We start from the raw sequence: 24,937 nt of genomic DNA, 5'->3' as shown, positions 1-24,937 counted from the left end.
ACAGATTTACCGGGAACTCTCTGTCAGCTACGGCAGTTGTGTTAGTACGCTGGTACGGATAGATGTGATCGCCCGAGACCGGCACCGGAAGAGCTTCCGCATACCGTTCCGCACGTCACTCAGGGCTGAAAGGTTGCCGATGGAACCGCACCGACGCACCACGATGGACCAAAGACTTCCGGGCGGACAGGTCTTTGCAGGAGGTGCTGCGGAAGGCGGAACCCAGGTCAACGGCTACAAGACGGTCGCCCTCGAGGCGGAGGCTTTCAGCGCTGCGACCGAACGCATCCTGACGGCAATCAATACGGTGATCGATGGCAAGGCCGAGGCGGCAAAGCTCGCCCTGACGGTCCTGCTCGCCCAGGGCCACCTGCTTTTGGAAGACGTGCCCGGAGTCGGAAAAACTCTCCTCGCCAAGACGCTGGCGCGCACGATCGACTGCTCGGTCAGCCGGATTCAGTTCACCCCTGACCTCCTTCCGTCCGATGTGACCGGTGTATCCATCTACAACCAGTCCTCGCGTCAGTTTGAGTTCCGTCCCGGCGCGGTCTTCGCGAACATCGTGATCGGTGATGAAATCAACCGCGCCTCGGCGAAGACGCAGTCCGCCCTGCTTGAATGCATGGAGGAACACCAGGTAACCGTGGACGGAAACTCGTACAAACTGGCTGAACCGTTCATGGTGGTCGCCACCCAGAATCCGATCGAGATGGAAGGGACTTATCCGTTGCCCGAGGCGCAGCGGGACCGCTTCATGGCACGGATCTCCATGGGCTATCCGGACAAGGACTCCGAGATCGAAATGCTGGAGACCCATCAGGCGACGTCCCCGCTGGCGCGGGTGACAGCCGTGGTGACTTCGGCGGACGTGGCCGCCATGATTGCCACCGTGCAGCAGGTGTATGTCTCCCAATCCGTGAAGGAGTACACCGTTGCGGTGGGTCGGGCCACCCGGGACAGCGCCATGCTGCGCCTCGGGGCCAGCCCGCGGTCTATGCTTCAGCTGCTGCGTGCAGCCAAAGCCACAGCGGCTTTGGATGGCCGGGACTTCGTGCTCCCGGACGACGTTGTTGCCGTTGCCGAATCCGTGTTGGCCCACCGGATCATCCTTGACCGTAAAGCCGCCAGCACGGGCGAGACGCCGCAGAGCGTGGTCCGCGGCGTGCTCGCCAAGCTTCCGATCAGCCAGGAGATGAACAACTCAGCCCGTGGACCCCGGAAATCCACGGCCGCCGGACCCTCCGGCCCTCATAACCCCCGGCAGGCGCCCGACTTGCGCCCCAGCCGCTAGGAGGATTCGCCGTGGCACTGCTGGACCGTCTCCCCCGACAGCATTTCAGCACGCGCGGCTGGGGGCTCCTCGCCGCCGGAGTCATTTCGTTGCTCTTCGCCCAGGTTATGGGCCGCCGGGACCTTCTGGCCCTGGGGGTGCTGCTGGTAGTACTGCCGCTCGTCTCCCTCGCCAGCATCAGGCTGGTCAAGCCCCGGTTCCGCGTGTACCGGGAATTCAGTCCCTCCACTGTGGAGACTGCCTCCATCACGACCGTCCGGCTGGCCGTCGCCAGGACAGGGCCGGGCACCGGCAGGGTGATCATGGAAGAGCGGCTTCCATCGCGGTTTGGTGAATCGCCGGTCTTCCGGTTTCCCGCCATGTCCGCCAGCGGCGGCACGAGCCGCTACGAGTACCGTCTCCGCTCCGGGAAACGGGGACAGTTCCTGATTGGTCCGGTGACCGCGGAGTTCACGGATCCGTTCGGGCTTTCGCTTCACAGACACACCATCGACGACGGCGACACGCTCACCGTGACGCCGGCCGCCGTCGAACTTCCCGTCACCGGCCTGGCCGGTGCCCGCGGAAATGACGGGATAACGGCCACGCGGATCCGGGCCAATCCCAGTGACGACGACGTGATGACCAGGGAGTACCGGCACGGCGATCCGATGCGCCGGGTTCATTGGCCCGCGACCGCCCGCCACGGCGCCCTGATGGTGAGGCAGGAGGAATCCGTCACCACGCCGGAGGCGACGATCATCCTCGATCAGCGGTTCATCGCGTACTCCACGGGGTTCGGCTCAGTCTTCAGCGGCTCCGGCGACGACGGCCACGACCTCGTCACAAGTGACGCCTTCGAGTGGGCCGTCACGGCCGCAATGTCGGTCAGCGCGCACCTGTCCGAGCGCAATTACGCCCTCAGGTTCCTGGACGCCGCAGGCGACCCCGCCTTCCGCCGCTCGCCATCCGCGCCCGAACCCGACTGTGAGGAATACAGCGGCGCGGGCGGACTCCAATCCGTCGCCGAAAGCCTGGCCGCCATCCAGCTTTCCGGTTCGCACCACCTGCGCCGGGACGACTCGGCCCGCCGGGACCACCCCGGAGGCCCGGAGTCCGGTCAGCCGGTCTTCGACGACCGGCTCATTGACAAGCTCGCTGCCCACAGGATGCGCGGCCCGGTCCTGGCGGTCCTCGGCAAAATCACGCTGGCCGAGGCGCGGGCGCTGGCGCCCGCGGCGGGGTACGCAGCGAACGCGTTTGCGATGGTAATCAGTGACAGGCCAGCGGAGTCCCACGATGTCCTCGAGGCCCTGCGGCTCGGCGGCTGGCGTGCCGTTGCCGTGGATGCCTCCGCCTCCCTGCCGGCCGCTTGGACCTATTTTGATGAAGGCGACGACGCCCTGGCAGCGGCAGCTGCCGACGTACGCCGGGGAGCGGGGGTGGCCCGGTGACCCTCACACCCCAGCGCCTGGCGGACACCGATGCCCAGCCGGACGAGGTCACGCCAGGCAGGACCCGGCGCCCCAGCGCTGGTGCGTATCCATGGGCCATGGCGGGATCCGTGGCGTTCGCCGTATGCGGATCAGCGCTGTCCCTCAACGGTGTGCTCAGGGGCTGGGCCTGGTACATGCCGGTACTCACCACCATTTTCGTGGTGTCCCTGACCATGGCGGGGCTTCGCGCCCTCAGGGTCCGGCCATTGCTGGTCACCCTGGGCGGCTTCGTTTCGTTGGTCTTCATCCTGACGTTCACTTTTTTCCGCAGGGACAGCTTCGCCGGCTTCATCCCTTACGAGGCAACCCTGGCCAGCTTGGGCAGACATCTGCGGCGGGCCAGCGAAACGGTGCTGTCTGAGAGCTCTCCCGTGGCCCCGAACGCCGGCATCGTCCTGGTTACCTGCGCCGCCTTGGGGCTGGTGGTCATACTGGTGGATGCCCTTGCCCTGCCGCTGGGCATGCCTGCCACCAGCGGCCTCGGCCTCCTGGCGGTGCTCGTCGTCCCCGCCATGATCAAGCCGCAAAGCGTGGGCCTGGTGGGATTCCTTGCAACGGCGGCCGGCTTCCTGCTCATTCTCGCGTGCAGCCAGTGGTTTGCCCCCGACGCGCGCACCCAGGCCGATACCGCCAGGAATCCCGACCAGATCAAACGCGCCGCCATGACCGGAGCCGCGGCGCTGGCGGCCACGCTGGTGCTCCAGCTCATCATCCCCGGCTTCGACCAGGGCACGTTCCCGCAGGGCTCCCGGCTGAATCCCTGGGCCTCCTCCAGCGGTCTGAATCCCATGATCAGCCTCGGCAACAGCCTTCGCCGCCCGACCGGCGAGGGCCGGATCACCTACGCCACGAATGCCACCACTCCGCTTTATCTGCGGTCCGTGACCGTGGACCGGTTCGACGGCGAGGCCTGGTCGCCGGACGACCGGAATTCGATCCGCCGGGCCGGTCCCGGCCGCATGGAGGTGGGCCACGAGATTCTGGCGCCAGAACAGATCCGCCAGCTCACGCTGGTCAACACGGGAGACTTCACCAGCCCCTATCTTCCGGTGCCGTACGCGCCAGAGGCGGTCAACGGCCTCACGGGACGCTGGAGCTGGGACCCGGCCACCCTCAGTATCAAGGGCACGGACACCAACTCGAGGAATCAGCAATACCTCGTCCGGTCCTCGGCTCCGAAACTGACAACCGAGCTCCTGGACCAGTCCTCGGCGCCCGTGCGGGGGATTCCCGAGGAGTTCATCAGGCCGCCCGCCAATCTGCCGGAAATCGTCAGGACCACCGCCGATTCTGTCACGTCAAACAGCCGGACCGCGTACGAAAAGGCGATGGCAATCCAACGGTTCCTGCGTGGCGGGGACTTCACCTATTCCTTGGAATCGCCGGTCCAGAACGGCTACGACGGCAACGGATTGTCCGTGCTGGCGGACTTCCTGGCCCAGAAGAGCGGCTACTGCATCCACTTCGCGTCGGCCATGGCCGTGATGGCCAGGGTGGAGGGGATCCCCAGCCGGATTGCAGTGGGCTACGCACCCGGCAGGCTGACGGGGGCAACGGTGTCTGTTGCAGGACAGGGTGCCCTTCCCGAATTCGAGGTCGACGCCCGGGATGCCCATGCCTGGCCGGAACTGTACTTCCAAGGCCTCGGCTGGGTTCCGTTCGAGCCCACGCCCTCGCGGGGCGTCGTGCCACCGTACGCCCAGGACCCAGGCTCGGGCGGCGCCAGCACGAATGATGGAACGAATGACGGCCTGCAGCCCACGAATGGCGCCACGCCGCCTCCCACACCGGAACCAGGGGCTCTGCCTCTGCCGGGTGACGGGGGCGCCGGCCCCGGGAACCAGGTGCTTCCCATGGTCTACGGTACGGTCGGAGCGCTCCTGCTGGTCCTGATGGCAGCGTCCCCGAAGATTATCCGCACCAGCCTGCGGGCCCGCCGCCTGCGGGGACCGGCCGCCAGGGGCGGAGAGGCTGCGCCGCTCGCGTGGTCGGAGCTACTGGACCTCGCCACGGACTACGGCGTGCGGCCGGGACCCAGTGAAACAGCCCGGGCCTTTTCTGCCCGGCTTCGCGGTTCGCCTGCACTCAAGCCGGCACAAGCCGGGCTCGACAAGGCAGCGCCCGAAACCGCGGAGGATTCAGCGCACCGTGCGGCGGAGGCCGCGGTGCGGGACCTTGCCAGCGCTTTCGAACACCACCAGTACGGCCGGCCAGCCGCCGTGGGCCAGCCTGAAGCCGCGGGGGGCAATTCCCCCGCCCCGTCCACTACAGCCAAGATCGCGGCGGTGCGGAAAGTGCTGCGCCGCAATGCGGGGCTCTTGGGCTGGCTGCGTGCGGAATGGCTGCCGCCGTCGGTCACGTCACGGTGGGGGCGAGTCGCCGGTACGCCCTTCCGGGCGGTTGGCAGCCTTGGGGCGAAGATCCGGCGCGCCGTCGCGGGCTCCTGGAACAAAGCCCGCGACGGCCTGCGTCGCTTGCGCGAAGGCTAGCCGGCGTAGGGGTCGGCGATCCCGATGTACTGCGTGTACAGGTATTCCTCGATGCCTTCGAGACCGCCCTCGCGTCCCAGCCCGGACTGCTTGACGCCGCCGAACGGCGCTGCCGCATTGGACACGACGCCGGCGTTCAAGCCGAGCATGCCGGTCTCGAGCCGTTCGCCCATCCGGATGCCCCGGTTCAGGTCCCTGGTGAAGACGTAGGCCACGAGGCCGTATTCCGTGTTGTTCGCCAGCCGGATAGCCTCGTCCTCGCTGGCGAACGTGATGATCGGCGCGACAGGCCCGAAGATCTCCTCGGAGAGGATCCGGCTGCCTTCCGTGACGCCCTTGAGGATCGTGGGCTGGTAGAAGTATCCGGGTCCGTCCACCGGGGCGCCGCCGACAACGGCAGTGGCGCCGGAGGCGACGGCGTCGGATACGAGTTCGTGGACTTTGTTCCGGCTCTTGGCGTCGATCAGCGGGCCGACCTTGGACTCGGGCGTTGTTCCCCGGGCGGTGGTCATGTCCGCCATTTTGGCTGCGAACTTTTCGGCGAATTCATCGGCGACGGACTCGTGGACGATGAAACGGTTGGCCGCAGTGCAGGCCTCCCCCATGTTGCGCAGCTTCGCCAGCATGGCACCGGCGACGGCGGCGTCGATGTCGGCGTCCTCGAACACCACGAAGGGGGCGTTCCCGCCCAGTTCCATGGAGGTCCGGAGCACGGTTTCGGAGGCGTCCGAGAGCAGGCGGCGGCCCACCTCAGTGGAGCCGGTGAAAGAGAGCTTGCGCAGGCGCTGGTCCTTGATCAGCGGTCCCGTGGTGGCGCCGGCGGTGGACGTGGGGATGACGTTCAGGACACCGGCCGGCAGGCCAGCCTCCTGCATCACGGCGGCGAACAGCTGCGACGTCAGCGGGGTCAGGTTCGCGGACTTGAGCACCATGGTGCAGCCTGCGGCGACCGCGGGGGCGATCTTCCGCGTGGCCATCGCCAGTGGGAAGTTCCACGGGGTGATCAGCAGGCACGGGCCCACCGGCTTCTTGGTGACCAGCAGGCGGGACTTGCCGTCCGGGGAAACCGAGTAGCGGCCGAAGGCGCGGACGGCTTCCTCGGAGAACCAGCGCAGGAACTCGGCGCCGTAGGTGACCTCGCCCCGGGCCTCTGCCAGCGGCTTGCCCATTTCCAGGGTCATCAGCAGCGCGAAGTCCTCCGCGCGCTCGGTGACGAGCTCGAAGGCGCGGCGCAGGATTTCACCGCGCTCCCGCGGAGGAACCTTGGCCCAAGATTCCTGGGCGGCGGCGGCGGCATCGAGGGCGGCCATGCCGTCCTCAGCTCCGGCATCGGCGATGGTCAGGAGAACGTTGCCGGTGGAGGGGTCTTCGACGTCGAACGTCTTGCCTGACGCCGACGGACGCCACTGGCCGTTGATGAGCAGGCCAGTGGGAACGGATGCGAGCAGTTCGCTTTCGCGCTCTGCGGTAACAGTGGACTCTGTAGTAACAGACACGGTGACTCCCTCGTCAGCAATCGGGGTTGCGGGTTGTTGCAGCTGCCTGCAGCGGACCTCGTTCCGCCTGCTGCCTGCTTGGCTGGTTTAATGCCACGCTACTGCCCGCGTCTCGCCAGTGTCTACGCATGCGCGCACTACGCATGGCGCCGTCTGCTGTGCATCTGCACAGCCTTCAAAGGTCCGGAATTTACCGGGCTGCAAGCACCGCCGCATAGAGTTCCCGCTTGCTGATGCGGGCTTCTTCGGCCACGGCGGCCACGGCGTCTTTGAGCCGGAGGCCCTGTGAAACGAGCTCGTTGACCGCGGCCACATTGTCCTCCGGTGTCCCGGGCTCCCGCTCCGGGGCGCCGCCGACAACCACGGCGATTTCACCACGGACCTCGCTGGTCTCTGCCCACTGCAGTAGTTCGCGCAACGTGCCGCGGATGACTTCCTCATACGTCTTGGTCAGCTCGCGGCACACGGCCACTTTGCGCTCCGGTCCGAACTGTTCATGCAGCGCCCGGAGCATGGGCTCCAGCCGGTGGGGCGCCTCAAAGAAGACCATGGTGCGGCGCTCGGCGTCGAGATCTGCGAGCCGCGAGGCGCGTTCTCCGGCTTTGCGGGGAAGGAATCCCTCGAAGCAGAAGCGGTCGGTGGGGAGCCCGGACAGTGCCAGGGCGGTGAGGACCGCGGAGGGACCGGGAACAGCCGTGACCGTAAGTCCTGCAGCTACCGCACCCTCGACGAGCCGGAACCCGGGATCGGAAACCGCCGGCATGCCCGCGTCCGTCACCATGACAATGGTCTTGCCTGAACGCACCTGATCCAGCAGTTCTGCTGTCTTCGTGGCCTCATTGTGCTCGTGGTAACTGATGATCCGCCCGGCCACGGTGACCTCCAGGCTTTGGACGAGCCGGTGCAGGCGCCGCGTGTCCTCGGCAGCCACGATGTCCGCGGAGCCCAGCAGCTCGATGAGCCGGGCCGAGGCGTCCCCCACGTTGCCGATAGGCGTGGCCGCCAGCACGATGCGTCCCGGCCGGTCGGCGGGAGTGCCCGGCCCCGAGTCCGCCGCCTGCTCGGAGGTACTGGTCTGCGCGCTGCTCGGTTCATGGTCCACGCCTCAAGCCTACTGCCGGCCCGGAGCCGCCACAGACCCACCCCTGCGGCAGAGGGCCGGGAAGCTCGCCCGGGACGGGCTCACGGAAGGCGCCAGCAGGAGGCCGGCGGCGGCTGAAGGTAGCATGGGCACGTGACGCAGACCTCCGTTCGGCCCGACACGGCCGGTTCCGCCAGTACACCGGTTTCCCCCGCCGCACCTCGGGGACGCAACCTCGAAGGACACGGCTGGATCAGCCGCCCCGCCGAAGCGTTTACGGCCGAAGCACTGACCCGGCGGCTTATCGGCAGCATCCAAAGCTGGCGCGACTACCCGCCGTCCCTTCGGCTCTGGTTCTGGCTGATCCCGGCGCTGACAGCCGCGGTGGGCGGCATTCTGCGGTTCGTCCGCCTGGACGTGCCTCGGAGCTTGGTCTTCGATGAAACGTACTACGTCAAGGACGCCTACTCGTACCTCATCAGCGGCTATGAGCGGAGCTGGCCGGACAAGGCAAACGATGCCTTCAACGCGGGGAACCCCACCGTGATTCTGGCCTCCCCCGAATACGTGGTCCACCCGCCCGTAGGCAAGTGGATGATCGCCGCCGGCATGTGGCTTTTCGGTCCGGACAATCCGCTGGGCTGGCGGTTTTCAGCCGCGCTGACAGGAACGCTGTCCATTGTGCTCCTTGCCCTGATCGCCCAAAAACTGTTCCGGTCCCTGATCCTGGGCGCCGCAGCCGGCCTGCTGCTCGCCATCGACGGCCACCATCTGGTCATGTCGCGCACGTCGCTGCTGGACGTCTTCCTCATGTTCTGGATCCTGGCCGCGTTCGGGGCGCTGCTCATGGACCGTGATGACGGCCGGCGCCGACTGGCCGCCCGGCTCGGCCGGCAGGCGGCTGTTTACCAAGGCGGGTTGCCGTCCCGGCTTCAGCTCCTGTTCGGGCCCTGGCTTGGCATCCGCTGGTGGCGCATCCTGGCAGGCGTCTGTCTGGGCCTGGCGCTCGGCACCAAGTGGTCGGCGCTCTTCTTCATCGCCGGGTTCGGACTCCTGACGGTGTTCTGGGACCTAAGTGCGCGCCGGACCGCGGGGATCCGGGGCTGGATCAGCGCCGGCATCATCAAGGACGGCCTTCCGGCGTTTCTGAGCATCGTTCCCGTGGCCGCGGTGACCTACCTTGCCACCTGGACGGGATGGTTCCGGTCGACGGATGCCTACTACCGGCAATGGGCTACGACGAATCCGAGCGCGGACTGGGGATGGCTCCCGGACTCCGTGCGGTCGCTGGCGCACTACCATCTGGAGGCCTACAAGTTCCATCAGGGGCTGAGCTCGGAGCACCCCTACGAGGCAAGCGCGTGGAGCTGGCTTGTGATGGGCAGGCCCACGTCCTTTTACTACGAGTCCCCGAAACAGGGCACGGCCGGCTGTGACGTGGCCCAGTGCACGTCCGCCATCCTTTCGGTGGGAAACCCGCTCATCTGGTGGGGAGCCGCCGTTTCGTTGGCGGTTCTGCTGTTCTGGTGGGCCGGCCGCAGGGACTGGCGGGCGGGGGCCGTGCTGGCGGCGGTGGCCTGCGGCTACCTGCCATGGTTCCTGTATCCCGAAAGGACCATGTTCTACTTCTATGCGATTTCCTTCGCGCCATTCCTGGTCCTCGGCCTCGTGTACTGTATGGGCCTTGTCCTGGGGCGAAGAACCGATCCGTTGTGGCGCCGGCGCTCAGGGCTGTACGGGGTGGTCCTGTTCCTCGTGGGCGCAGTGCTGCTGTCCGCATTCTTCTATCCCGTCTGGACCGCCGAGATCATCTCCTACCAGGACTGGCGGGTCCGGATGTGGATGCCCTCCTGGATCTGAGGCCACCGCGATCTGAGGCGGGACGGCAGCGCGCAAGCCCTTCGCCCGAACGCTCTACAGCGGTGCCAGCCGGTCTTCACCCGTGGGGCTGCCGGACCGGGACTCTGAATCCGCGGCCTCATCCTTCTTGACCTTCTTGGCGGGCTTCGGGAGGCCGCGGCGGCGCCGTGTGGGCCAAGTCAGGATCAGGGTGACCAGCGCCGTGAGCAGGACGAGGGCCGCGATCACAATGCCCGCGTCGATCCAGAACTGCCCGGGGAACAGGCGGATCAGCGTATCCTCGAGGGCAAACGTCCACGAACCGTTGGCGAAGAAGATCCGGTGGAATTCGGTGAAGAACCGCTCCCAGCCCAGTACCGCCAGGGCACCCAGACCGATGATGACCGTCAGTGTCACGATGGAGCCGGCGAACAGGCCGCGCCGGACACCGCCCGTGCTGCGGCGGCGCAGGTAAATGATCACTGCGATGCAGATCAGGCCAACGAGGGCTCCGGCGCCGAATGCCGAGAGGATCACGAGCTTGACGTCGGCCATGTGGCTGACTTCGCCGTCCTGGAAGAGCTTCTCCCCGCTGCGGTTCACCAGCTCGCCCAGGTAGCGGGGCCCCGACCAGTTGCTCAGGTAGTCCACGGCGTAGGAGCCGTACGTCATGCGGTCGTCGGCGTTGAAGCCGTAGCCGTCGCCCGGGAAGCCCGGCCGGTGGTACTCGGCCCAGAGGAAGAGCGGACTGGTGACGGCGCGCACGGCGAGGACCAAAAGGACCACGGGGTAGAAAACAGCCAGCAGGACCTGCATGACGCGCGGCAGCACAGGCTTTGCGTTGGCCGCCTGCTCGCGCTCCGCATTGCGGCGCTCCACGTCTTCGCGCGGAGGGCGGATCTGGAGAGCCGAGGTCGGCAGGGGTTCCCTGAAGTGGGCGCCCATGGCAGGCCTGGCGGCCGGCGGGGTGGAGTCAGGTGCAGCGTGGGCGGCGCTGTCCGCGGCGGCAGCCTCGGCCGCCTTGCGGTCCGCCCTGGTGCCGGGCTGGGCCGGCCCGGCAGGCGGGACTCCCCTCGCAGGCTGGGCTCCCCCGTCTGGCACGGCGCCGCTGGCTGGCCCCGCCGAAGGTGCCGTCTTCATCCACTCGAACGTTGGCTCGTCAGAATCCTTGGCTGGATCAATGGCCGGATTATCGGCTCCCGGCTGCGGATCCAGCTGCGGCTCGAGCCGTCTGGACGGGATCGGAGAATTGTCGTTCACTGGAGCTTCACTTCCGTAGGCGTCCGCGCACCAGGCCTGGACCAGGCAACGCTGTGTATCTCCTGAAGAGACTACCGTCAGGCCCTTGGGCACCGCGAGGTGACACCCGCAGCACAGCAATCATGCCGCTATTTCGTTATAACCGGAACGAATAATCAACGACGCAGCCCGATGGAGGCGGCTGTGCCCCTGAGATGCTTCTGGTTAGCGCTTGGCGTACTGCGCCCAGGGAATGTTCCAGTCCCCGTACCCTTCGAGGGGTTCGACGGCTGGCGCCCCGGTGTTCAGGGTCTGGACGACGTCTCCGCTTTTCATGTTGTTGAAGAACCAGGCGGCGTCTGCAGGCAGCAGGCCCACGCAACCGTGTGACACGTTGTACCTGCCCACGGCGCCCCAGGCGGATTCCAGGGCCTGGTGGACATAGACCCCTGAGGACGTGAGCCTGTTGGCGTATTCAACGGTGAGGGGTGGATAGTAGCCCTTGTCGCCGGGCTTCAGGCCGATGCTGCCGGCGTTGAACTTGGAGCGGCGTTCCTGCTCCATGATCACGGCATACCCGGTGGGTGAACGCCATTCAGCATCGCCCAGGGTGACGGGGGCGGTCTTGACGAGCTTGCCATCGAAGTAAACCTTCATGGTCTTCGTCGTGTCGTCAACCACGGCCAGCCGCTGGGGACCCACCTTGAACTGCACTTTGGCGTTGAAGTTGCCGATCATGCTGTTGCCGAAATCGACGCCGAACAGCTTCATGTCCACGGTGACCTGGCTGTTGGACGCCCAGAACTTCTCCGGCCGGATGCGTACGCGCTGGTCTGAGTACCAGTGCCATGCGACGGGTTGCTTGGAGGAAACGGTGACCTTCACGGCTTTCTCCACTGCCGCCTTATTGGCCACGGGTTCACTGAAGACGATCTCGATCGGCTGACCCGAGCCGACGATGGCGCCATTCTGCGGATATACCGCCGCATCCGCCTCGTTGGCGCTTTCGACCGTGGTGAACGTCTGCGTCTTCTTGGTCTCCCGGCCTGCCTCGTCAACAATCGTGAAACTGTAGCTGTATGCAGTGTTGAACTGGAGCGGGTCCAGCGTGGTCCAGGTGGTGCCGTCTGCGCTCACGCTGCCCTTGACCGGCGCGCCTCCCGCTGTCGGAACCAGGACAACGTCCTTGACCTTGCCGTTCACAGCCTTGACCGACGGTGCCACGGCGGGATTGACACCCTTGGCAGCGTCCGTGGGCGTCACGCCCAGTTCCACGGCTTTTACTACGGGGGCGGCCAGGCCAGGCTCATTGCGGACGGGCGTGGAGGCCTCGGATTCCGGTGCGGGATTGGCCCAGCCCGGCGCGGTGGCAACGCCGATGCCGCCGCCGGCAACAGCCGCGCAAATCGCCACGACCGCAAGGATCTTTCCGACCTTCCGGTTGCCTTTTTCCGTCATGATTGGTTCTCCATGTTCCCCGCCGGGCCGCCAATCGGCATCCGTCCGTATGCCCAGCAGAAACGCTGACCGGTCAATTTTATCCCACGGCGGAGGTTCAACCGTCCGCCCTCGTTAAGGACCAGAAGCACAGAACGCGCGCACCGCCGGGATTAGTAGCGGTAGTGCTCCGGCTTGTATGGGCCGGCCACGTCCACATCGAGGTAATCTGCCTGGTCTTTGGACAGTTCCGTCAGTTCCACGCCCAGCGCACCGAGGTGCAGGCGGGCCACCTTCTCGTCCAGGATCTTCGGCAGGACGTAGACCTGGTTGGCGTATTCCCGCTCGCCTTCGGGCTGGTCCTTCTTCGTGAACAGCTCGATCTGGGCGATTGTCTGGTTGGCGAAGGAGTTGCTCATGACGAAGGACGGGTGGCCGGTGGCGTTGCCGAGGTTCAGCAGCCGGCCTTCGGAGAGAACGATGATGGACCGCGGATCCGAACCGTCCGCGGCGTCGCCCTCGAAGACCCACTCGTGGACCTGCGGCTTGATTTCGACCTTCTTGATGCCGGGCACCCGGCTGAGGCCTGCCATGTCGATTTCATTGTCGAAGTGTCCGATGTTGCCCACGATGGCCTTGTTCTTCATGCCGACCATGTGCCGGGCCATGATGACGTCCTTGTTGCCGGTGGTGGTGATGAAGATGTCGCCCTGGGCCAGCACCGATTCAAGCGTGGCCACCTGGTAGCCGTCCATGGCCGCCTGCAGCGCACAGATGGGATCGATCTCGGTGACAATCACGCGGGCGCCCTGGCCACGGAGTGCCTCGGCGGCGCCCTTTCCGACGTCACCGTAGCCACAGACGACGGCGACCTTGCCGCCGATCAGGACGTCGGTGGCCCGGTTGAGGCCGTCCGGCAGGGAGTGGCGGATTCCGTACTTGTTGTCGAACTTGCTCTTCGTCACGGAGTCGTTGACATTGATCGCCGGGAAGAGCAGCTTGCCCTGCTCAGCCAGCTGGTAGAGGCGGTGCACGCCGGTGGTGGTCTCTTCGCTGACGCCGTGGATTCCGGCGGCGAGCCGCGTCCACTTCTTCGGGTCCTCGGCCAGGGTCCGGCGCAGGAGGTCCAGGACGATGGCGTATTCCTCGGGGTCATTCTCGCCGGCGGCGGGAACGGCGCCCGCTGCCTCAAACTCGACGCCGCGGTGCACCAGCAGCGTGGCGTCGCCGCCGTCGTCGAGAATCATGTTCGGGCCGAGTTCGGGGTTGGTGTCCGCACCCGGCCAGGTAAGGATCTGCTCGGCCGTCCACCAGTATTCCTCGAGGGTTTCGCCCTTCCAGGCAAAGACCGGGACGCCCTGGGGATCTTCAACGGTTCCGGTGCCCACCACCACGGCGGCAGCGGCCTCGTCCTGGGTGGAGAAGATGTTGCAGGATGCCCAGCGGACCTCGGCGCCGAGGGCCGTGAGCGTCTCGATCAGGACGGCGGTCTGGACGGTCATGTGCAGGGAGCCGGCGATGCGGGCGCCCTTCAGCGGCTGGCTCGGTCCGAATTCCTTGCGGAGCGACATGAGCCCCGGCATCTCGTGCTCGGCGAGGCGGATCTGGTGGCGTCCGGCCTCCGCGAGGGAGATGTCGGCAACCTTGTAATCGAGAGTCATTGGGATCCTTTGGTGTATCCGGCGTCGTGCCTTCTGCGGTGCGGGAGTGGAGTTAGGCTGTGGGCACGGCCGGAGTTTCCGGGCCGGCGGTTTCAGGGCTGGCGGATTCTGGGGTGGCGGCGGCCGGGCCGTCATGCTGGTCTGACTGGGCGGTGTTCGCTGCGGCCAGCAGCTCAGGGCGAAGAAGCAGCGGAATGCCGTCTTCGATGGCGTAGCGCAGCTTTTCGCCGTTTTCCCCGGTGGCCGTGGAAACCAGTTCTTCGCCTTCCTGGGTCAGGGCCGAGCCGGTGACCGGGCACCGCAGGACGGACAACAGTTCAGGACTGATCTTTGGCATGGTGGATGCTCCCTGCTGGGCGAAGGCGCGCTGCGGCTGACGGATTTGCAGCTTCCAGCCTACCGCCAGTTGGTCATCAGGACGGCTCTCGCAGGATCCGCAGGTGGCCGCGCCGCGTGCCCTCCGCGCCGGCCGGCGCCTCGATCGTGGAATGGGCGGTCCGCTGCCCCTGTGGCGTGACGGACGACGTCGGCCGGGAGGCCGCCTCACGCACGGCGTCGGCGAGTGCCAGAAGGTCGTCGGGGCCGGGCTGCGGCGGCTGGGACGGCATGGCCAGGCGCAGGACTTCCCAGCCCCGCGGAACCGTCAGTGAGCCGGCATGCTGCTCGCAGAGGTCGTAACAATGCGGCTCGGCATAGGTGGCCAATGGCCCCAGGACGGCCGTGGAATCCGCGTAAACGTACGTCAAAGTTGCCACCGCTGACTGGCGGCAGGCTGACCTGGAACATTGACGGATAGCACCCACGACATCACAGACTACCCCCCGTGAAGTGCGAATTCCCACATTGACGACGCTCACGCGCCACGGGGGTGGCTGCGGGCACGGATTATGTCGCGCAAATCATCGGGCGGGTTTAGAGTCGGTATATGCAGTCATCGCACCATGATTCGAGTTTTACGGTCCGGTTGGCTGACCCCGAGGCATCCCAGGGCGCCGCCGGCTCGGCCACCGGGCGGAGCTTTGCACAGCGCAGGCGAAACCGCCATGGACGCGGCCTTCGCGGGGAACTGATGTTGCCTACACTTCCCGCCTACCGGACCCGTTCTGACCGGTTCGACGAATTCGTCATGGACTCCGCCCAGCGGCTCCACGACATTTGGGGGAAGACGCTCGACGGCGTGCGGTTTGCGGTTGACGAGATCCCGCCGAACCTGGAGCAGTTGGTGGCGGACGGTTCGCCCGCGCCCATGGGCTCCTACACGCCCGCCACGGAGGACGAAGGCCCGGTCATCACGCTGTACCGCCGGGTTGTGGAACAAGGGTGCCCGGTTCGGGAAGAACTGCAGGACCTGGTACACGACGTGGTGGTCGAACACACCGCTGAAATGCTTGGGGTGGCCCCCGAAACCCTGGACCCCGTCTACCGCAGGCGCTACTGACCGGCGGCTGTTTATCAGTGCGGACCGCCCGGTCCGGGCTAGTATCCCAGCGATACGGGCACTTTCTCCTGGCCTGTTGCGCCGGGCGTGACGGCGACGGTCGCGACGTCGTTCCTGCCTTCCTTCTCGAGGAGCACCGTGCCATAGGCGGCACCCCCGGCGGCGGAGACCAGATACCCAACGACGGGCGACTTCCCGATCTGATCAGGCACCTTCAGTGATGTCGTGGTTCCGCCGGCGATGTCCGCGGTGGCGGCAGGACGCACTTTACCGTCGGCGGTGATGGGCGTGTAGGAGATCGTTGCCCGGTCTGCCAGTGCCCCGAAGACGATGGACCGCTCGCCGGCACCGGGGACCGGAACCACGTGCTGGCTGCCGAGCCTGCCTGCCGCCGGTGCCCAGGCGAAGTCCGTACCCTCCGTCGCTTTCAGTCCCTTGGTGACACGCGCAGCCGCAACGATGGCCACATCCGAGCTCGCGGAGAGGGTGTAGTGGCCTTCAGGGACGCCTGCCAGCGGCACCTCTGTGACGGTTCCCGCCTTGGCAGTGACGACGCCGCCGCCGGGCAGTGCCTTCTCTCCCTCGCTGCCGAAGAGCTTGAGTTCCACCACGGCGTCGACGGGTCCGGGGACGGTGATCTGCAGCGAGGGCGCCGCATCACTGAAGTCGCGGGACTTCGTGAGCGTTTTCAGTCCGGCAGCATTCTGGATGCCTATTCCCGTCATCACCTGGAGCGCTGAGGGCGCCGTTCCCGGGGCGATGAAGTCGACGCCGCCTGGCATCAGCCCGCGAAGGACGCTCTGCTGAATGACGGCGCTCACCGGGCCACCGGTGCTGCGGGCGTGGATGCTCAATCGCTCTTGGCCGGGAGCGAGCCCGGCGAGGACGATGGAACGCGTGGTTCCCGGGGCAACCAGGAGTCCGCGGCTGCCCGGGGCCTTAATCTGCCCGTCCTTGCCGAACAGTTCCAGGCTGACGGTGGCTGGAGTCGTTGAAGCGTTAGTGAGGTGGAGGACACTGCTCCGGCCAACCGCCGTGTTGGCTCCGGTCAGCCAAAGGTCATTATGCGGGGCCTGGCAGGCGGCGGCAGCCGAGCCCTGGAGATCGCCGTCGGTCGCCGAATAGCTCATGATTCCGGCAGCCGCCGCCTGGCGGTTGCCCAGGGCATCTGCACTCAGGACGGTGACATCCTTCACGTGGTGCTGGGCAATGATGCCGGCAAGCTGCGCTGAGGCGCCGGCGGGAGCCGTGGCAGAGCCTGGGGCCTTCGCAATCTGCACCAGTTCGGATCCATCCAGTGCCGAGAGCCTGCTGCCCGGGAGCAGCGCGCCTGCCGCGCTGACCACCGCCGCGGAGACAGTGCTCTTGGCCGAGTCAGACACGGGACTGAACTGCGGGTCCGTGCCCACAGGCGTCCCTTCCACCAGTTTGGCCGGGGCCGGGCACACGTCCTGGCTGATGCCGGCCGGCACCGAAGCCAGTGGAACGTCAAGCGGATGTCCGCCGGAAGGTTGCGGCGCAAACGAGGCCGCCGCCACGATGCCCCCTCCGGCGGCAACTATCGCGGCCGCGGACAGCAGACCGGCCACCGCCCCGCGGCGGGCAGGACGCCCGCCCTTAGTCCGGACTGTCGCCCCGCCCTCGTTCACGGCTGTGGCCCCGCCCCCTTTCGATGATTTGGGCCGGCCCTTTTTCGCGGCTTTGGCACCTTCCCTGGATGCTGCATCTGACGCGTCCGAATACTTGGCGTCCTCTGCCGGCAGCGCAGGTGTGCCGCCGTCGTTCTCATGCTTAAGCATTCTGGTATTCCTTACGCAGGGAGCCTTCGTCCCTGGACAGGCCGGTGTTGGGGCGCCGGGCCGGCATTGGCAGAGCCAGCAGGACGGTCAGGCCGATCACTGCCGCCTGGGTAATCCCCGTCCAGATTGCCCAGGGGCTTTCGTAGCGGACCGTCACGTGGCCTGCCTTCGGAGGCAGGGTAAAGGCATGCGACCAGCCGGACGTGGTGGAAGTGAGTTTCCGCCCGTCGAGCCACGCGGTCCAGCCCGGATCCGCCCGTTCGGCAAGGACCAGCAGCCGGCCTTCGGGCCCCTTCGGCACGTCTGTGTCCACACCCGTCAGACCGGACGGAAGAAGATTTGTGGTGGCGCCCTTGCCGTCGACAATGCGCGCCCGGTGCGCGACGTCGGCGGGCTGGAGGACGCCCTGGTTCTGCAGACTGACCCGCCACAGCCAGCCGGAGTCGGTCGGACCGACAGCCACGAGGCCGGGAACGGCGTCCATCCGGCTCGCGGTCAGTTGGGCCGCGGTGTCCGCGGACCGCAGGACGACGAATCCCACGCCCATCTGTTCGAGCTCGGGGCGCGGATCCACCCCCTGGCCAGCGACCACTGTGGCCACGGTGGTACGCAGGGCAGCCGTCACTTCGTCATCCTCGCGGATGGATTCCTGGCCGGGATTACCCCGGATGTTACGGGCCGAGGCAATCGTGGACAGGGCGTCCAGGGTGGTGCCCCCGCCCCTCATGAGCGCGGCATCGTAGGTCTCGTCGTCGCCGATGCTGATCAGCAGGGTGCGGGTCTGCTCCGGACCCTCACCGCGGTCAGTCGCGGTTGCCGGTAGCGTCCGCGGATCCGTGGCGGCTACCAGCCGGGGTGTACCCAGTCCCCGCGTCCCGGCGGGGCCCTCGGCGGCGGCAGGCTGGAGAACGTTCTGGGCCGTCCAGGCCGCGAGCCCGGCGAGCGGCCCTGACAGGAGGAGCACCATGGCAAGGGCTGCTGTGAACCGCGCCAGGACAGCACGCCTGTTAAGGCTTTGGGCAGCCCTGCCGGACGACGAGCCCGCGGCGGTGGCGGCGCTGCCGGCAAGGGACAGCAGGCTTTCGCCGCCGATCAGCGCCGCGCCCAGCAATGCGAAAGTGGCTGCGGAGACTGGCGGGCCAGGGAACGGCGGCACCAGCGCGTGCGCATTGGCGCCAGAGGCCACGTGCCCTGCCAGCCAGCCGCCCGTCATTGCGATGAGGGCCGCCACCCACAGGGCACGGGCAACGCGGGTGCGCCGGGAAGGAATGAACAACCCGGCCACGGCCAGCGCCAGCACCGGGGCTCCGATCAGGAGGGCAAGCAGCAGCGCCCAGGGCATGGCGCCGCCGGCGAACGGCGCGAGCCCGGACAGGCCACCCGCGGCGTCGAAGCCCAGCGGCTGGCCAAGGACCCGCTGCCAAAGCGGAGCCGCGTCAAATGCCAGCGGCAGCCCCGGGTCCGCAAGGAGCGCGCGGGGGCGGTCCAGGGTGGACAGGGCAAAGGGGATGAAGAGAGCCGCACTTGGCAGGAGGGACCACCACAGGGTGCGTCCCCTCCCCCGCAGCAGGAAGCCGGCAAGAATGATGACGGCGGCGGCCGGCACCCACAGGGACGGAGCGGCCGCGGTAACCACGGCCAGGGCGAGTCCGGCCGCCGCTGCGGCCGTCCAGGACGGCGTTCCGTTGACGCCGGGCTTCACCGGCGGCCTCTCCGTAAACGACCCTTCGGACAATGCGGGCAGGGCAAAGCGGCCGCGACCGATCGTCGTCCCGGTGGCACGCAGCAGCGCGAGGACCACCAGCGGCATCATGAGGTGGGCCACGATGGCTCCCAGACGCCCCTGGTTCAGCGCGACCTGCAGGGCCGGAGCAGCTGCCCACGCCAGGGCGGCGGCCAGCCGGAGGCGCCGGCGCGACGTCAGGGCGCCCGCCGCAAACCACGCGGCGAGCCCGGACAGCGGCATGGCCAGCAGGAGCAGCCAGACGACCGCGCCGTTGGCGTTGCCGCCGCCCAGCACGCCCAAAACCCAAAGGACGTAGCTAAACGGGTCGCCGTGCCCGGGCAGCCCGGCGCCCAGCCCAATCCACCAGCTGGAGGCCCGCTGCCAGATGTCTTCCACCCGGTCAGAAACAGGCAGCAGCGAGCCCCCGGCCACGGCGTCGGCGCGGAAGAGCCCCGCCAGCCCGGCGAACGAAGCGATGCAGGCAAGGATGACGGCGGCAAGGGCTCCGTTGCCCGCCCAGCCGCGTTCGTCCGTGGCGAGGGCGGAGAAGTCGTCGGTGGAGTCACCGCTGGGCTGCTCCGCCAGCGAATCACTGCCAGTCTGCTCCGCCTCTGCGTCGTCGGCGCCGAGGGCTTCCATGAGGGAGCGCCGGTGGCTCCACACTTCGCGCCGTTCGGTCTGCAGTTTGCTGACCAGCGACCGCGGGACGCGGCGGGTTCGGGCGGCATTGCGCCTCCCGCGGAAGATGGCGGCCGGACGGCCCAGCGCCGCAATTGTGGCCAGGAGCTGGGAGAATCCGTGCCCCGGATCCTTAACGGCGATGCTGAAGACGAGTTTGAAGATGCTGCCCAGGAGTGCGGCTACGGCATGTACCGGGACCAGCCACGCCGAGGCGTGCTTGAGCCGGAGATGCACCTGCGCGCGGCGCGCCGCCGAGGGTGTGCCCAGCCCGTGCGGCCGGTGCGAAACGTGGAACATCCTTGCACTGGGGACCACTACCACCCGGTGGCCGGCGAGACGGTTGCGCCAGCAGAAGTCGACGTCGTCCCCGGTGCCGGGAAGTGCTGGGTCGAACCCCTTCAGAAGTTCCCATACGTCACGCCGGACCAGCATGCCCGCCGAATTGACGGCGAATGTGTCGGAGCGGCCGTCGTACTGGCCCTGATCAAGCTCATCTGCCTCGATCAGCGTGAGGCGTTCGGCCCAGCGGCTCGTTGACAGGCCGACGTCGATCAGCCTGCGTTTCGCGTCCCAGTCCAACTGCTTGCAGCCGGCCACCGTGACGGAGGGGGCCCGCTCCACGGCGTACAGCAGCTCGGCCAGCGCCTCGGGGCCGGGGGCGGCGTCGTCGTGCAGAAGCCAGATCCATTCCGATCCTGCCTCCGGAGCTTCCGGATGCCAGGGTGCCAGGGCAGCAAGCCCGGCGTTTACCGCGGCCCCCATCCCTGTCTTGCCGGCACTGGCGACTGTCACATTGGCCTCGCCGAGTGCGCGCTCAAGGAGGGCAGCGGAATTATCCTGGGAACCGGTATCAATTCCGATCGCAAGATCTGCCGGCCGGGTCTGACCAGCCAGTGCGGCCAGGGTCCTGGGGAGATAGTCACTGCCGTTGTGTGCAACCACAACGGCAGTGACGTGTACTTCCTGAAGAATTAGACTGCCCGCTTCCTCAGCCGACGGCGCTCCCGCTCGGAGAGGCCTCCCCAAATGCCGAACCTCTCATCGTTCGCCAAGGCATATTCAAGGCACTGCGAGCGCACATTGCACGCGCCGCAGACCTTTTTGGCGTCCCTCGTGGAACCGCCCTTTTCCGGAAAAAATGCTTCCGGGTCGGTTTGGGCACACAGCGCATCCGTCTGCCAGCCGAGCTCGCCCTCGTCGTCGAAGTCCCGTTCAAAGGGCAGGCCGATCCACACGGGCTGGGCCAGGGCGCCTGCATCTGGGGTGCGCAGCTCCATGGGAGGATCGTTGACGTCCTCGTCCTGTTCCGGACGCCCGCCAAGCAGCGCCTCGTGCTCCGCAAGAAAGGCAGTGGCCTGATCCTGCAAGGATGCGGTCGTGTCCTGGTTGTACCGCTCGGCGGCGTCCGGATCGGCCGGATCGATATACCAATCACTTGGCACCCCGCGTGAACGGTATTTAGCCGTGGCCTGACCGGCTACAACGGCATCTTCATGGATACGCTCAACTTGCCCCATGGCGTCCCCTCCCCTGAGTTGTGCAGCCTGCCCGGATACTCAGGACACTAGGTTTGTGTGCCCAAGATTTCGCGGTGGCTTCCAATTACTAATTACACGCGTGTAAGTAAGACGAGTCAAGCCGCGCACGGGATAATAATCAACCCGGGGCCAGAACACGCGGCGCGCCACGCCCGGGAATTTTTTCCGCAACGCGCCGGGGGACACGCGAAATTTGACAGCAAGCTTACGATCCAGCAGGCAACCTGTGCAATCCCGGGGAAAACCGGACACGACAGCGGAATAACGCAAATGACGTTAGTTAAATGATGTGGGAGACATCACATAAACTCCACAGCCTCGGCAACCTTCTTCGCTTCCCGTGCAAGGACATCCGGCAGGGCCATCCAGCGGGTAGACACTGAGGACGTGCGTGGCAAGATGTAGCCATGAATATCCCGGCCACTGATCTGATGACGGCCCTGCGCTCGGGCCACTCCACTTCCCCCCGCCTGACCTGGTACGGCCCGGACTCGGAGCGGGTGGAACTTTCCGGCCGTGTTCTGGACAACTGGGTGGCCAAGACGAGCAATCTCCTCCAGGACGAACTCGACGCCGGCCCCGGCATGCGCCTCCGGCTGGACCTTCCCGCCCACTGGAAATCCATCATCTGGGCCCTCGCCGGCTGGCAGCTCGGGATGGAGGTGGTTCTGGACGGCAACGGTGCAGACCTGCTCGCGACGGCGGAACCGGCGGAGGCTGAAGCAGGGTACGACGCCGTCATAGCAGTGCCGCTCCCGGCCCTCGCAATGAAGTGGCCCGGCGATCTGCCAGCTGGCGTGATCGACTACGCGGCGGAAGTCCGTTCCCACGGTGACGTCTTCATGGCTCACGAGGACCCCGACCCGGAGCAGCCGGCTGTGCGGAACTCAAGCGGAACGGCGGTTCGTCACGCGGAACTCCTGGAGAGTTTCGCTGCCGGCCATGAGGCCGGCGCCAGACTGCTGGTCCGCGCCAACGACGGGCTGGAGGCGGCGCTGGCCAATGCCCTGGGAGCGTGGAAAAACGACGGATCAGTGGTGCTGGTCCACGGTGATGTGGAGCTCACCGACAAGCTGCTGGCTGACGAACGGGTCCACGGGGACTAGCGCCCGGAGGGCAGTGCGAGCCGGAGCGGACTGCTAGCCGGAGGGCAGTGCCCCCTCGGGTCTGAGCTTACTCCGGCCGGACAGGCAGCTCGGAGTCGTGGGCGCCCCGCTCCCTGGCCTGCGGGTCTCCGGCCACCGTCGCGGCGGCTGTATGGCGGTGGTGGTGGCCCTCGATGAGCTCGTGGTCGTGCGAGAACTCCGGTTCCTGGTCCAGTTCCTCGTTGAACACCCAGAAGCGGTAGGCGAAGAAACGGAAGATCGTTCCGAGCACCAGCCCCACGACACTGCCGGCAATGAAGAGGGAAGGCTTGTCATTCAGGTCCAGGATGTACTTCGCGAACCAGACGCAGCCGGAGGCGATGAGAAGGCCAACGAAGTTCATGACGGCAAACAGGGCTGCTTCGCGAACCACATTCGCCTGCTTGCGGTGACGGAACGTCCAGAACCGGTTAGCCACCCACGAAAACACACTGGCCACCACGGTAGCGACGGCCTTGGCCCACACTTCGCTGCCATGCATCGGGCCGGTGAAGAGCCAGATGAAAACGGCCGAGTCAATGACAAACGCCACACCGCCCACGGCACCGAATTTCGCCACCTCGCGCCAGAAAAGCGAGGCGAGTCCCCTGATGCGGTCTGCAAATGTGTTAATCATGACCCTCCATGGCCGTGTGAATACTGGGGCCGATGGGCCAAGCTTCCATTTTAGCCCGTTTTGCCCACAGCAGACTCAACGAAGGACCAACTGCCAGCTCCTCCGGAGGAGGTGCCGCCGTCGGAAATGGGCATTTCCCGGGTCCGCCTCGCCATGGAAGCCGGTATCCCCGATCCTTTTCTGTAGGCTGGCATATGTGACTTTTCCAGTAATCGGCGTAGTTGGCGGCGGCCAGCTTGCGCGCATGATGGCCCCAGCCGCTACAGCACTAGGCTTCGAACTCCGCGTCTTGGTTGAAGGCGAAGACGTTTCCGCGGTCTCGGCCGTGCCGAACGCCCCGGTGGGCGACTACAAGGACCTGGCTGCACTGCTGAAGTTCTCAGAAGGCCTTGACGTTATGACATTCGACCACGAGCATGTCCCGGCAGACCACCTGCATGCCCTCATTGCGGCAGGAGTCAACGTCCAGCCCGGACCGGACGCACTCGTTAATGCCCAGGACAAGCTCGTGATGCGCGCCGCCATCGACCGCCTCGAACTGCCGAATCCTGCGTGGGCATCGGTCGATGATGTGGACGCCCTGGTCGATTTTGGCGACGGGACCGGCTGGCCGGTAGTGCTTAAGATGCCCAGGGGCGGCTATGACGGCAAGGGCGTGCGGATCGTCGGATCGCCGGAGGAAGCGGCCGAGACGGCCGACTGGTTTGCGGTCATGACTCCCCTCCTGGCAGAAGCCAAGGTGGACTTCAGCCGTGAACTCTCGGCCCTCGTTGCCCGGACGCCGGACGGCGCGTCCCGGGCATGGCCGGTTGTCCACACCATTCAGGTCGACGGTGTGTGCGACGAAGTGATCGCCCCGGCGCAGGACATCCCCCTCGAAGTCGCCGCAGCCGCCGAAGATGCGGCCCTGCGGATCGCCAACGAACTGGGCGTCACCGGCGTCATGGCGGTGGAACTTTTCGAGACCCCCGGGTCCGGAGCCGGGTTCCTCATCAATGAACTAGCCATGCGGCCACACAACACCGGCCACTGGACCCAGGACGGCTCGGTGACAAGCCAGTTCGAACAGCACCTGCGGGCGGTTCTGAACCTGCCGCTGGGCGCCACGGATGTGCTCGGCACGGTTGTGGTGATGAAAAACTTCCTGGGCGGCGAGAACCAGGACCTGTTTTCCGCCTACCCCGTCGCACTGGCGACTGAACCCGCCGCTAAAGTCCACAGCTACGGAAAATCCGTGCGGCCGGGCAGGAAAATAGGCCATGTCAATCTGGTGGGCGCATCCGTCGCCGACGTGGAGTCACTGCGGGAACGGGCCACTGCCGTAGCGAACATCATCCGCGACGGCCGGCTTCCCTCCAACACAGGACCAGGTACAACCAAGGAGAACGCATGAACACCGAAACCGCTGTCACCCTGGGACAAGGTGCACGTTCCCCTCTGGTCGGCCTCGTCATGGGATCGGATTCTGACTGGCCCGTCATGGAGGCCGCCGCGGAAGCACTGGCGGAGTTCGGCATCCCCTTCGAAGCTGACGTCGTCTCGGCGCACCGGATGCCCACTGAAATGATCCGCTACGGCCAGACGGCGCACGAGCGCGGTCTTCGCGTCATCATCGCCGGAGCCGGCGGGGCCGCCCACCTTCCGGGGATGCTGGCATCGGTCACTCCCCTTCCCGTCATCGGGGTTCCCGTCCCGCTCAAGACCCTGGACGGCATGGACTCCCTGCTGTCCATCGTCCAGATGCCCGCTGGAGTCCCCGTGGCAACCGTCTCCATCGCCGGTGCCCGGAACGCAGGCCTGCTCGCCGTGCGGATGCTGGCCTCAGGCACCGACGACCTCGCCGTCCGCCTCCGCGGCGATCTCCTGGAGTTCGCCCAGGAACTCAATGACGTGGCCAGCCAGAAGGGCGCCAACCTCCGGCAGAAGGTCAGCGAAGTCTTCTCGGAAGGCAACGTGGTTCTCCGGGGCGGCCGTTAAGGAACACTG

19 protein-coding genes are annotated in these 24,937 nt (G+C 66.7%); 8 read left to right on the top strand and 11 right to left on the bottom strand.

The window, feature by feature from the left end; translation table 11 throughout:
• The first annotated feature begins 139 nt into the window (after positions 1-139).
• The 3 genes from J7E80_RS05550 to J7E80_RS05540 are packed head-to-tail and all read left to right on the top strand — an operon-like array spanning position 140 to position 5,255.
• The gene (locus J7E80_RS05550; protein ID WP_215050480.1) at positions 140-1,291 is read left to right on the top strand and encodes a MoxR family ATPase; all 1,152 of its coding nucleotides are present in this window, start codon (positions 140-142) and stop codon (positions 1,289-1,291) included.
• 11 nt (positions 1,292-1,302) lie between these two features.
• A complete protein-coding gene (locus J7E80_RS05545) occupies positions 1,303-2,724 on the top strand; it encodes a DUF58 domain-containing protein (protein WP_215050479.1) in 1,422 nt (473 codons plus the stop codon).
• Entirely contained in the window at positions 2,721-5,255 is a 2,535-nt protein-coding gene (locus tag J7E80_RS05540; RefSeq protein ID WP_215050478.1) for a transglutaminaseTgpA domain-containing protein, read from the top strand. Before J7E80_RS05545 ends, J7E80_RS05540 begins: the two co-directional genes overlap by 4 nt.
• Here J7E80_RS05540 and J7E80_RS05535 read toward each other — a convergent pair.
• Together J7E80_RS05535 and rsmI are read right to left on the bottom strand one after the other, a co-directional pair.
• The gene (locus J7E80_RS05535; protein ID WP_215050477.1) at positions 5,252-6,751 is read right to left on the bottom strand and encodes an NAD-dependent succinate-semialdehyde dehydrogenase; all 1,500 of its coding nucleotides are present in this window, start codon (positions 6,749-6,751) and stop codon (positions 5,252-5,254) included. The two genes, J7E80_RS05540 and J7E80_RS05535, sit on opposite strands and share 4 nt — an antisense overlap.
• Positions 6,752-6,941: 190 nt before the next feature.
• Positions 6,942-7,853 carry a 16S rRNA (cytidine(1402)-2'-O)-methyltransferase gene (rsmI, locus tag J7E80_RS05530; protein ID WP_215050476.1) on the bottom strand — a complete coding sequence of 304 codons (912 nt, stop codon included), beginning with the start codon at positions 7,851-7,853 and terminating at the stop codon, positions 6,942-6,944.
• A gap of 132 nt (positions 7,854-7,985) precedes the next feature.
• Between rsmI and J7E80_RS05525 the strand changes: the two genes are divergently transcribed.
• Entirely contained in the window at positions 7,986-9,692 is a 1,707-nt protein-coding gene (locus J7E80_RS05525) for a phospholipid carrier-dependent glycosyltransferase (protein WP_215050475.1), read from the top strand.
• A gap of 54 nt (positions 9,693-9,746) precedes the next feature.
• Here J7E80_RS05525 and J7E80_RS05520 read toward each other — a convergent pair whose 3' ends face one another.
• From J7E80_RS05520 to J7E80_RS05500, 5 genes are all read right to left on the bottom strand, one after another.
• Entirely contained in the window at positions 9,747-10,931 is a 1,185-nt protein-coding gene (locus J7E80_RS05520; RefSeq protein WP_396020727.1) for a TIGR01906 family membrane protein, read from the bottom strand.
• 204 nt (positions 10,932-11,135) lie between these two features.
• On the bottom strand, positions 11,136-12,368 hold the full coding sequence (locus J7E80_RS05515) for an Ig-like domain-containing protein (RefSeq protein ID WP_215050474.1): 1,233 nt from the start codon (positions 12,366-12,368) through the stop codon (positions 11,136-11,138).
• 152 nt (positions 12,369-12,520) lie between these two features.
• Positions 12,521-14,008, bottom strand: a complete 1,488-nt coding sequence (ahcY, locus tag J7E80_RS05510) for an adenosylhomocysteinase (RefSeq protein ID WP_215050473.1) — start codon at positions 14,006-14,008, stop codon at positions 12,521-12,523.
• A 52-nt stretch (positions 14,009-14,060) separates the two neighbouring features.
• Complete coding sequence (locus J7E80_RS05505) at positions 14,061-14,345, bottom strand: Trm112 family protein (RefSeq protein WP_215050472.1); 285 nt, start codon at positions 14,343-14,345, stop codon at positions 14,061-14,063.
• A 76-nt stretch (positions 14,346-14,421) separates the two neighbouring features.
• On the bottom strand, positions 14,422-14,811 hold the full coding sequence (locus J7E80_RS05500) for a DUF3499 domain-containing protein (protein ID WP_215050471.1): 390 nt from the start codon (positions 14,809-14,811) through the stop codon (positions 14,422-14,424).
• Between the two features lie 122 nt (positions 14,812-14,933).
• Between J7E80_RS05500 and J7E80_RS05495 the strand changes: the two genes are divergently transcribed.
• Positions 14,934-15,446 carry a metallopeptidase family protein gene (locus J7E80_RS05495; RefSeq protein WP_215050470.1) on the top strand — a complete coding sequence of 171 codons (513 nt, stop codon included), beginning with the start codon at positions 14,934-14,936 and terminating at the stop codon, positions 15,444-15,446.
• A gap of 38 nt (positions 15,447-15,484) precedes the next feature.
• Here J7E80_RS05495 and J7E80_RS05490 read toward each other — a convergent pair whose 3' ends face one another.
• The 3 genes from J7E80_RS05490 to J7E80_RS23690 are packed head-to-tail and all read right to left on the bottom strand — an operon-like array spanning position 15,485 to position 21,169.
• Entirely contained in the window at positions 15,485-17,245 is a 1,761-nt protein-coding gene (locus tag J7E80_RS05490) for a DUF5719 family protein (RefSeq protein ID WP_215050469.1), read from the bottom strand.
• Positions 17,238-20,594 carry a glycosyltransferase family 2 protein gene (locus J7E80_RS05485; RefSeq protein WP_215050468.1) on the bottom strand — a complete coding sequence of 1,119 codons (3,357 nt, stop codon included), beginning with the start codon at positions 20,592-20,594 and terminating at the stop codon, positions 17,238-17,240. Before J7E80_RS05485 ends, J7E80_RS05490 begins: the two co-directional genes overlap by 8 nt.
• A gap of 29 nt (positions 20,595-20,623) precedes the next feature.
• Entirely contained in the window at positions 20,624-21,169 is a 546-nt protein-coding gene (locus J7E80_RS23690) for a WhiB family transcriptional regulator (RefSeq protein ID WP_251036488.1), read from the bottom strand.
• Between the two features lie 428 nt (positions 21,170-21,597).
• On the opposite strand from J7E80_RS23690, the gene J7E80_RS05475 reads away from it, so the two are divergent.
• Entirely contained in the window at positions 21,598-22,296 is a 699-nt protein-coding gene (locus J7E80_RS05475; protein WP_215050467.1) for a TIGR03089 family protein, read from the top strand.
• Between the two features lie 67 nt (positions 22,297-22,363).
• Here the strand turns inward: J7E80_RS05475 and J7E80_RS05470 are convergent, their stop codons facing one another.
• Positions 22,364-22,951: a GtrA family protein gene (locus J7E80_RS05470; protein WP_251036487.1), complete on the bottom strand. Its 588-nt coding sequence runs from the start codon at positions 22,949-22,951 to the stop codon at positions 22,364-22,366.
• Between the two features lie 244 nt (positions 22,952-23,195).
• Here J7E80_RS05470 and J7E80_RS05465 point away from each other — a divergent pair, with 244 nt between their 5' ends.
• Positions 23,196-24,344: a 5-(carboxyamino)imidazole ribonucleotide synthase gene (locus tag J7E80_RS05465; protein WP_251036528.1), complete on the top strand. Its 1,149-nt coding sequence runs from the start codon at positions 23,196-23,198 to the stop codon at positions 24,342-24,344.
• Positions 24,341-24,928, top strand: a complete 588-nt coding sequence (purE, locus tag J7E80_RS05460; RefSeq protein WP_215050465.1) for a 5-(carboxyamino)imidazole ribonucleotide mutase — start codon at positions 24,341-24,343, stop codon at positions 24,926-24,928. The genes J7E80_RS05465 and purE overlap by 4 nt, the downstream gene beginning before the upstream one ends.
• Positions 24,929-24,937 lie beyond the last annotated feature (9 nt).

The organism is Arthrobacter sp. ISL-28 (genome assembly GCF_018613875.1).
Classification (GTDB): Bacteria; Actinomycetota; Actinomycetes; order Actinomycetales; family Micrococcaceae; genus Arthrobacter.
The sequence above is the reverse complement of the archived record's forward strand: the minus strand, read 5'-3'. Positions and strand labels throughout refer to the sequence as shown.

Excerpts from the sequence above, each read along its gene's own strand:
- J7E80_RS05550 (WP_215050480.1), top strand. The coding sequence starts at position 140 with ATGGAACCGCACCGACGCACCACGATGGACCAAAGACTTCCGGGCGGA.
- J7E80_RS05515 (WP_215050474.1), bottom strand. The coding sequence starts at position 12,368 with ATGACGGAAAAAGGCAACCGGAAGGTCGGAAAGATCCTTGCGGTCGTG.
- ahcY (WP_215050473.1), bottom strand. The coding sequence starts at position 14,008 with ATGACTCTCGATTACAAGGTTGCCGACATCTCCCTCGCGGAGGCCGGA.
- J7E80_RS05505 (WP_215050472.1), bottom strand. The coding sequence starts at position 14,345 with ATGCCAAAGATCAGTCCTGAACTGTTGTCCGTCCTGCGGTGCCCGGTC.
- J7E80_RS05495 (WP_215050470.1), top strand. The coding sequence starts at position 14,934 with ATGCAGTCATCGCACCATGATTCGAGTTTTACGGTCCGGTTGGCTGAC.
- J7E80_RS05490 (WP_215050469.1), bottom strand. The coding sequence starts at position 17,245 with ATGCTTAAGCATGAGAACGACGGCGGCACACCTGCGCTGCCGGCAGAG.
- J7E80_RS23690 (WP_251036488.1), bottom strand. The coding sequence starts at position 21,169 with ATGGGGCAAGTTGAGCGTATCCATGAAGATGCCGTTGTAGCCGGTCAG.
- J7E80_RS05475 (WP_215050467.1), top strand. The coding sequence starts at position 21,598 with ATGAATATCCCGGCCACTGATCTGATGACGGCCCTGCGCTCGGGCCAC.
- J7E80_RS05470 (WP_251036487.1), bottom strand. The coding sequence starts at position 22,951 with ATGATTAACACATTTGCAGACCGCATCAGGGGACTCGCCTCGCTTTTC.
- J7E80_RS05465 (WP_251036528.1), top strand. The coding sequence starts at position 23,196 with ATGATGGCCCCAGCCGCTACAGCACTAGGCTTCGAACTCCGCGTCTTG.
- purE (WP_215050465.1), top strand. The coding sequence starts at position 24,341 with ATGAACACCGAAACCGCTGTCACCCTGGGACAAGGTGCACGTTCCCCT.